Consider the following 7,640-nt stretch of genomic DNA (forward strand, 5'->3'; position numbering starts at 1 on the left):
GTCATTCTCTATAGCTAAATTACAAGTACATAATATAAATAGTACTGACTTAGGTCAGTACTCTAAAAAAATATAGTAATTTTTAACGAATTAAAAAGGTCAAATACTATCGGTTTTTCTCAGAAAGATTCTCAATAATTAAACTATCCAAAATCTGCTACCTGCTGCAATTTTTTTCTATCTGACAATATAATACTCCTAGAAGTTCCTAATTGAATTATTCCCTTCTCTTTAAAACTAGAGAGTACACGTATGGCAGTCTCAGTAGCTGTACCAATTAGACCCGCAAAATCTTCTCTTGAAATACTAATACCTAAATCTTCGTCTTTAACGAGCCCTTTGTCATATAGTTCTAATAATGCCGTAGCTGCTCTTTTACGAACCGTGTCAAAGGCCATACCCATTAACTGCTCTTGCATGTGAAGTACATTATTAGACACCATACCAATAAATTTATTTGACACCTCTCTATTATTGAACAATAATTGCGTAAATTCTTTTTTAGGTATACAGCATACTTCACAATTACTAAGTGCTACAGCAGTTTCTGTATATAAACCTGAGCTACCTAAAACACAAAGCTGTCCAATAAAATCACCTGCTTTGAACATGCCCGTTATATACTCTTTACCATTTTCGTTATGCTTATATGTCTTGACTTCACCACTCTGTATAAAATATAAGTTATAAGCCATACCACCTTCAGAAAAAATCTCCTCTTTTGCTTTTAAATGAATTAGCTCTCGGTCTTCTGAAAGGTCTTTTAATTCTTGAAATTTTGAAGCTTCCTTTATAAACTCGTTTATACCTTTAGTATTTCTAGAAAACTCTTTACGTAAAAAAGAGCTCTTTTTAAGTCTTGCCTCTATAGCATCAATTAAATCTTCTGCTTCAAAAGGTTTTGTCAAATAATCATCTGCACCTAAAGTCATTCCCTTTCTTAAGTCTGACTTTTCAGATTTAGCCGTTAAGAAAATAAAAGGAATACTGGCTGTATTAGAATCTTCGCTTAATTGATTAAAAACACCATAACCGTCAAGTTCAGGCATCATTATATCGCAGAGAATAACATCTGGCATAAATGATTTTGCTTTTTCGACTCCAATTTTACCATTTTCTGCAGTAAGAACTTCATAATTTTCAAGTTCTAAAAGTTCTGCTGTCATTTCGCGTAAATCTAGATTGTCTTCAATAAGTAGTACTTTTTTCATTTTATAATAGATTTAAAGGGAGTTCAACAGTAAAAGTTGTTCCCTTGTTCAGTGAACTCTGAAAGCTTATAATACCATTCATTAAGAGAACGTATTGCTTAACAATATTTAATCCTAAGCCGGTACCTTCATAATTTGCAGCATTATTTGCTCTATAAAAACGTTGAAACATATAGCAATGATCTTCAGCAGGAATTCCGATACCTTGATCCATAACTTCAAAAAGAAGTTTCGAATTTTTGGTAGCTATTTTTAGGGTTATTTTTTTGTTCTCGTCAGAATATTTAATGGCATTTGACAATAAATTATGTACAATATGCCGCAATAGTTTAACATCAAGCCCTACTTCTATATAATGTTGGCTGTACATAATTTCTATAACTTGACCTTGCTTTTTAATGCCTTGAATTTCTTCTACTAAAGCTTGACAAAATTCAACGAAATTAAACAAAGTAGGTATTGCCATTACTTTGCCTTCTTCTAACTTACTTAGTGAAAGAAAATCATTTAAAATAGTTACCAAATTCTTTACGCTGATTTTAACCTTACTTATATATTTTAACCTTTTTTCTTCAAGACCATCACCATTTTGTCTTTCCATAAGATTTGTAGCAGATAGTATAGCACTCAAAGGTGTTCTAAACTCATGAGAAGCCATTGAAATAAAACGTGATTTTAGCTCATTTAATTCTTTTTCCTTCGTTAATGTATTTCTAATATCTATTTCTACCCTTTTCTGGTCTGTAATATTATTATAAACTATTAATGCATTTTCAACTTCTTGTTCTTCATTGAACAATGGTGTGGTATTTACTAAATACGGTTTATCCTGTATTATTAATTCAAAAGAACAGTGTTCACCTTCTATAGTTTTTAATAGCTTTTCCTTAACCTTTTCAAGTACTTCAGATGCTACTACCTTAATATCATCTATGGTATCGCCTATATGAATACTTTCTCTAAAACCAAGAATATCTAAATCTTCTCCTTCAAGAAATAGTATTTTCAGATTTAAATCAACTACACCAACAAAGCCTCCCGGAAAATTTTTAAAAATTGTCTCTAAAAGTTTACGGCTAGTAATGGCATTGTTTTCCGCCAACTTTGTATACTGAATTTGATCTTCTAAGCTTAAATTAGATTCAACCAATTTCTGAACTATTTCCTTTAGTTCTATGGTACGGTCATTAACCTTATTTTCCAAAGCTTCGGCATATGTAGCTAATTGTTGCCGGCTATTATCTAAAGCAACACCAACATTGTGCTGCTCAATTGCTACACTAATTGCTTGTGTTATGATATAGATAATCTCCTTTTCTGTGTCTAGAGGTTTTCTTGAAATAGGAAAATAAATTGCAAAAGTTCCTAATAATTCTTTATTAGATGAGAATATAGGAAAGGACCAACATGCATTTATATTATCTTTTAAAACTAATTCTTGAAAATTTCCCCATAAAGGATCACTTAGTGTATCTGTAACGATAACCTCTTTCTTGAAATAAGCTGTTGTACCACAAGAACCATTATCAGGCGCAACAAACATTTTTTCAATGGCCCTTGTATAACTTTCTGAAAGGCTAGGTGCCGCTAATTTTTCTAATTTTCCAGATTCTTTATTCAATAACAGAATTGAACTTTTACAATTATGTATAGCAGATTCAATAGTTTCTATAATTTTAAACGCAATACTTTTTAATGGCTCATACTGTATAATCATATCCATCACATGAGATTGTCCTATTTTAAAAATCTCATCGACTACGTGAACTGTAACATCACTTTGTATACCCACAAAATGTGTCAATACTTTTCTAGAATTGTAAATAGGAGTTATACTTATTTCGTTCCAGAACAATGACCCGTCTTTTCTATAATTTCTTAAAACTACTTTACACTCTTCCCCTTTTTTTATAGCATCAGACATTTTGCTAATTTCAGGCTGCCCCTTATCCTCACCTTGAAGAAAACGGCAATTCTTCCCTATAAAATCTGCTTGCTCATAACCTGTAGTTTTTGTAAAAGCCGCATTACCGTAAATAATAGGAAGATCTGGTTTTTGAGCATCACAAATAATAATACCATTAGCAGTTACCGCCAAAGCACGGTTACGAACATATAGCACATTTTCTATTACTTTTTCTTCAGTAATATCTCTTAAAATAGTTAAAACCTGATTTTTGTTCATAGGAACAATACGACCCTCGTAAAATTGCCTGCCGTTTTCTCCTTCAAAATCATATTCAATAAACTGAAGCTCGTCACTCTCAATGGTTTTATCCATTCCTTTACGCACCTCTTTATAAATATGACTTGGTAATACTTCTTTTATATTAGCTCCTATTAGAGTTGCAGGTGAAGCAAAGAGTTTCTCTGGTTCTGTGGCATAACAATCAATAAATTCACCTTCATGATTTAGTATAAACATCATATCTGGAAGCGCACCTAGTAAAGCTCTATTTTTAGACAAATTATCCTCTAATTGCTTTTCAGTCTCTTTTTGCTCCGTTATATCTTGAATGGTTCCAAACCATTCTAATGGCTTACCATCTTCATCATAAGTAGCTTTACCATTTGCAACAACATATCTTATTGAGCTATCTGCTCTAATTATTCTTTTTTTATTAATAAAAGAGGTGTGATTTTTAATAGCATATTTTACACCTTCTGTAGTAGTTTGACGGTCGTCTGGATGAATGAATTCTCTTGCATTTTCTGGTGTAAGTCTATCATCACCTGGCTCTAAACCACATATTCTATAAAACTCATCAGACCATTCTCTTTCATTTGTCTGCAAATTCCAAACCCAACTACCCACATGAGCAAGGCTTTGTGCCTCATTCATTTTCTCTGTATTTATTGCTGCTTTTTTTAAAGCTAACAGCCTTTCTGTTATATCATTTACAAATGCTACAACTACATTTTTATCATGTATTTTGGTAGGACTTAAACTTATTTCCAATGGTATTTGAGTACCGTCTTTTCTAATCCCCAACAAATGACCTCCTTTACCCATTGCTCTGGTTACCGGGGATTTAGAAAATTCTTCTCTATAATTTTTATGTGATTTTTTAAATTGATGCGGAATTAAATCTTCAACTATTTTATGAGTTAGTTCACCAGATTCGTAACCGAATATTTTTTCGACCGAAGAATTAGCCTTAATAATATTACCATCTTGACATACAACCAAAATACCTTCTACAGAAGATTCAAATATTCCCTTAAAGAGGTCATTATCTGAAAATTTTTCTGCCATTATAATTGATTTATAGGTTTTCTGAATGTTCTATTTCCATAGCATAAAAGAATTCTTATTGTGAAAAAATAATCCTTAAATAACATGTAAGTTATTTATTGTTTTAACAAAGAATATGAACTATTCAACTTTTCATTTAAATGAAAATCAATAATTAATTATTGACAAATGTATTATTGAGTACCCTACATAAATATGACCAATATCATGTTTATAATTATGTAACAAAAAAAGGGAAGGAGCTATGCTCCTTCCCTTTTCAATATGTCTTTGTTTATGTTGGTTACTCTACCACAATAAACTCTGACCTTCTGTTCAGTTGATGGTTCTCTTTGCTACAAGGTACACCATTGCTACAATCGTTCGTAAGCTCCGTTTCGCCATAACCCTCATATGAGATCCTATTGCTTGGGATACCCGCTGCTATGAGGTAATCGGCTGTTGCCTTTGCCCTGTTCGCGGATAAACGCATGTTGTACGCATCCTTAGCACGTGAATCCGTATGCGAACGTACCTGTACGTTTACACTTGGATATTCGTTCAAATATGCCAATACCTTTTCTATGCTGATCTTGGCATCTTCCCTGATGAAGTACTTGTCAAAATCGAAGTAGATCGGTTCTATGTTCAGGTATTTCGCAAGGTCGGTGCCTACAGGTGCCGATGGGTCTACCTGTGCCAGTACGATCTCTATCCCCATGGCGTCTTCTGCTTTGACGGTCATGAAGGTCTTGTTGCCTTCCTCGTAGTCCGCTTTGGTCGCCACTACTTTGTAACTTCCTTCTGCGCAGTTGCCTTCCATTTCGAATGCTCCGTTCTCATCCGTGCTCGAGCTAGATATCACTTTGTTATCCTTGTCGTATACTGTTACCGATGCATCCGTTAAAAGTGCATTGGTCTTCTCATCCTTTACGATTCCCGTAATATTTGTATGGCAGGTGAAGTCCAACGGGGTCATTTCCACAAAACCGTAGATATCGTCGTTGCCCTGTCCTCCTTTTCGGTTCGATGCGAAAAAGCCTTTCTTGGTCTCTTCGTTGATAATGTACGAGAAGTCGTCTTCCTCTCCGTTCAAGGGGCGTCCTACATTGTAGATCTCTCCCCTTTCGTTCTTTAGGTCCGTTGCGAAGACGTCAAGTCCCCCTAATCCCGGATGCCCGTCCGATGAAAAATATAATTTATCCGATTCCGTTACGAACGGGAAGGTCTCCCTTGCCTCCGTATTGATTCGTTCTCCCAGGTTCTGTGGTGTACCAAATGTACCATCCGTGTTGATATCCACAACGTAGATATCGGACTCCCCTTTCGTTCCCGGCATATCCGAGGCGAAGTATAGTTTCGTCTCGTCGCTGTTCAAGGTCGGGTGTGCTACCGAATAACTGTCCCCGTTAAAGGGCAGTTCCTCGATTTCGCTCCATTCGCCTTCCATCAATTTTGCCCTATATATTTTTAGTCTACTTACCCCTTCTTCGTCCCTTTCGAACTTGCCCTCGTCGGAATTGTTCCGTGTAAAGTACATCGTGCTTCCGTCATTGGTGAATGCCGTTGACGATTCATGGGTCTTTTTGTTCAGCTTCTTGGATAGCTTGTCTACATTGGTAAAGTTGCCCTGATCGTCCTGTGCCGCTTTGTATAGGTTCAAGAAAGAGCCGTTGTTCCATTTATGGATGTTCTTCGTTAATAGTCCGCTGTCCCTTGCGGTCGAGAACACCAGTACGTCTTCATAGAAAGAGGGCGCAAAGTCCGATACCTTCGAGTTCAGACCTATGTTCTTCAGTTCGTACCTCCCCGAACGTTCCTCGATCTGTTCCAGGTAGTCTTGGTTGTCGCCATATAGTACGCCACGTTGATCGTTAGATCTTGCGTTCTTGAACTTCTGCATCCATGTGTCGGATTCCGTATAGTTTTCCAACGACTTCAAGGTCTGTGCGTAGCGGTACATATACTCCGGATCGATGTCCGCACCTTCCAATGCGAACAGCTTGCCGTACCAGCTAGATGCCTCTTCGTAGTTCGCGTTCAAATAGTTTGCGTTCCCTAAATTTTTGTATACCTCTTCTTCGGTATACCCGTCCTTTACCAGTTGCTCGTACGATTGTATCGCAGAGGCATAGGCATAGTTCGTGAATTTTGTATCCGCTTTTTTGATCTTCTTGTCCTGTGCGCTTGCCATCATAGCCATTACCGCCAAGCCACAAAAAATATATCCTGTTTTTTTCATGTCGTTTTTTATTAAAAGAATCTTGGGGTGATCACTCGTTTGTACTTGTTCAAGAACTCATATCTCAGCATGATCTCGAAAGAACCGTCGTTGAACCTTGTCGCTCCAAGATCGGTCGTTTCCTTATCATATGCCAGGCCTATCATGAACTGGTCGTTCAGCTGAAAACCGAACAGTGCGCTGAGTGCCGCGTCCCATCTGTACGCCGCGCCCAAAGAAAACTTGTCGTTGAACAAAAAGTTCGCACTTAGGTCTACCTGTAAAGGTGCTCCCTTTACCGCCTTGATCAATGCCGCCGGCTTGAACTTTACGTTGTTCTTTAGATCGAACACATAGCCCGTGATCAGGTAAAAGTTCATACGCTCTTGTGCGATAAGGCTCGAACTGTTCGAATCGGAACTGTCGAAATGCTCGGTCTGTAAAAAGTTAGGTACCGATAGCCCCGCATAGAACTGATCCGTATGGTAATAGATCCCTGCACCGAAGTTCGGTGAGAACTTGTTATCGATGTTCGGCAGGTTCGTCTCCGCACCGTAGTTACGTAGCTTCGTAAAATCCACGTTGAACAGGTGTCCGCCGGCTTTTAGTCCGAAGGAAAGCTTTCCTTCCTCCGAGGTATTTACCGTATAACTGAACGCGGCATCGATATAGGTATCTTGATTGGTACCGTTACCGATCTCGTCGTTCACCACCGATAGGCCAAGACCTACATGGTCCGATACCGGTGTATGGAAGTTCAGTGTCTGTGTCGTCGGTGCGCCGTCAAGCCCCACCCACTGCGAACGGTGCAGTGCGGCGATGCTCAACACCCCTCGGGAACCTGCGTACGCAGGGTTCACCGATATCGTATTGTACATGTACTGCGTGTACTGCGCGTCTTGCTGGGCATGGCCCATGAAAAGTCCCGCAACGGTAATTATAATGGCTAGAAAATATTTGTTCATCGTATCTT

The 7,640-nt window shown here is 37.6% G+C and carries 4 protein-coding genes; all 4 read right to left on the reverse strand.

All coding sequences use genetic code 11. From position 1 onward, the window contains the following. Positions 1 to 143: 143 nt before the first annotated feature. The gene (locus ACJJVT_RS09725) at positions 144 to 1,211 is read right to left on the reverse strand and encodes a response regulator (protein ID WP_405398258.1); all 1,068 of its coding nucleotides are present in this window, start codon (positions 1,209 to 1,211) and stop codon (positions 144 to 146) included. Position 1,212: 1 nt separating this feature from the next. Further along, positions 1,213 to 4,467, reverse strand: a complete 3,255-nt coding sequence (locus tag ACJJVT_RS09730; RefSeq protein ID WP_405398260.1) for a PAS domain S-box protein — start codon at positions 4,465 to 4,467, stop codon at positions 1,213 to 1,215. A gap of 283 nt (positions 4,468 to 4,750) precedes the next feature. After that, positions 4,751 to 6,688, reverse strand: coding sequence for an OmpA family protein (locus tag ACJJVT_RS09735; protein WP_405398262.1), 1,938 nt, complete (start codon positions 6,686 to 6,688; stop codon positions 4,751 to 4,753). A gap of 11 nt (positions 6,689 to 6,699) precedes the next feature. Continuing rightward, complete coding sequence (locus ACJJVT_RS09740; RefSeq protein ID WP_405398264.1) at positions 6,700 to 7,632, reverse strand: type IX secretion system membrane protein PorP/SprF; 933 nt, start codon at positions 7,630 to 7,632, stop codon at positions 6,700 to 6,702. Positions 7,633 to 7,640 lie beyond the last annotated feature (8 nt).

Source organism: Maribacter sp. Asnod2-G09 (genome assembly GCF_045063795.1).
Taxonomy (GTDB): Bacteria; Bacteroidota; Bacteroidia; order Flavobacteriales; family Flavobacteriaceae; genus Maribacter.

Coding starts and splice junctions, on each gene's coding strand:
- ACJJVT_RS09725 (WP_405398258.1), bottom strand. CDS start 1,211: ATGAAAAAAGTACTACTTATTGAAGACAATCTAGATTTACGCGAAATG.
- ACJJVT_RS09730 (WP_405398260.1), bottom strand. CDS start 4,467: ATGGCAGAAAAATTTTCAGATAATGACCTCTTTAAGGGAATATTTGAA.
- ACJJVT_RS09735 (WP_405398262.1), bottom strand. CDS start 6,688: ATGAAAAAAACAGGATATATTTTTTGTGGCTTGGCGGTAATGGCTATG.
- ACJJVT_RS09740 (WP_405398264.1), bottom strand. CDS start 7,632: ATGAACAAATATTTTCTAGCCATTATAATTACCGTTGCGGGACTTTTC.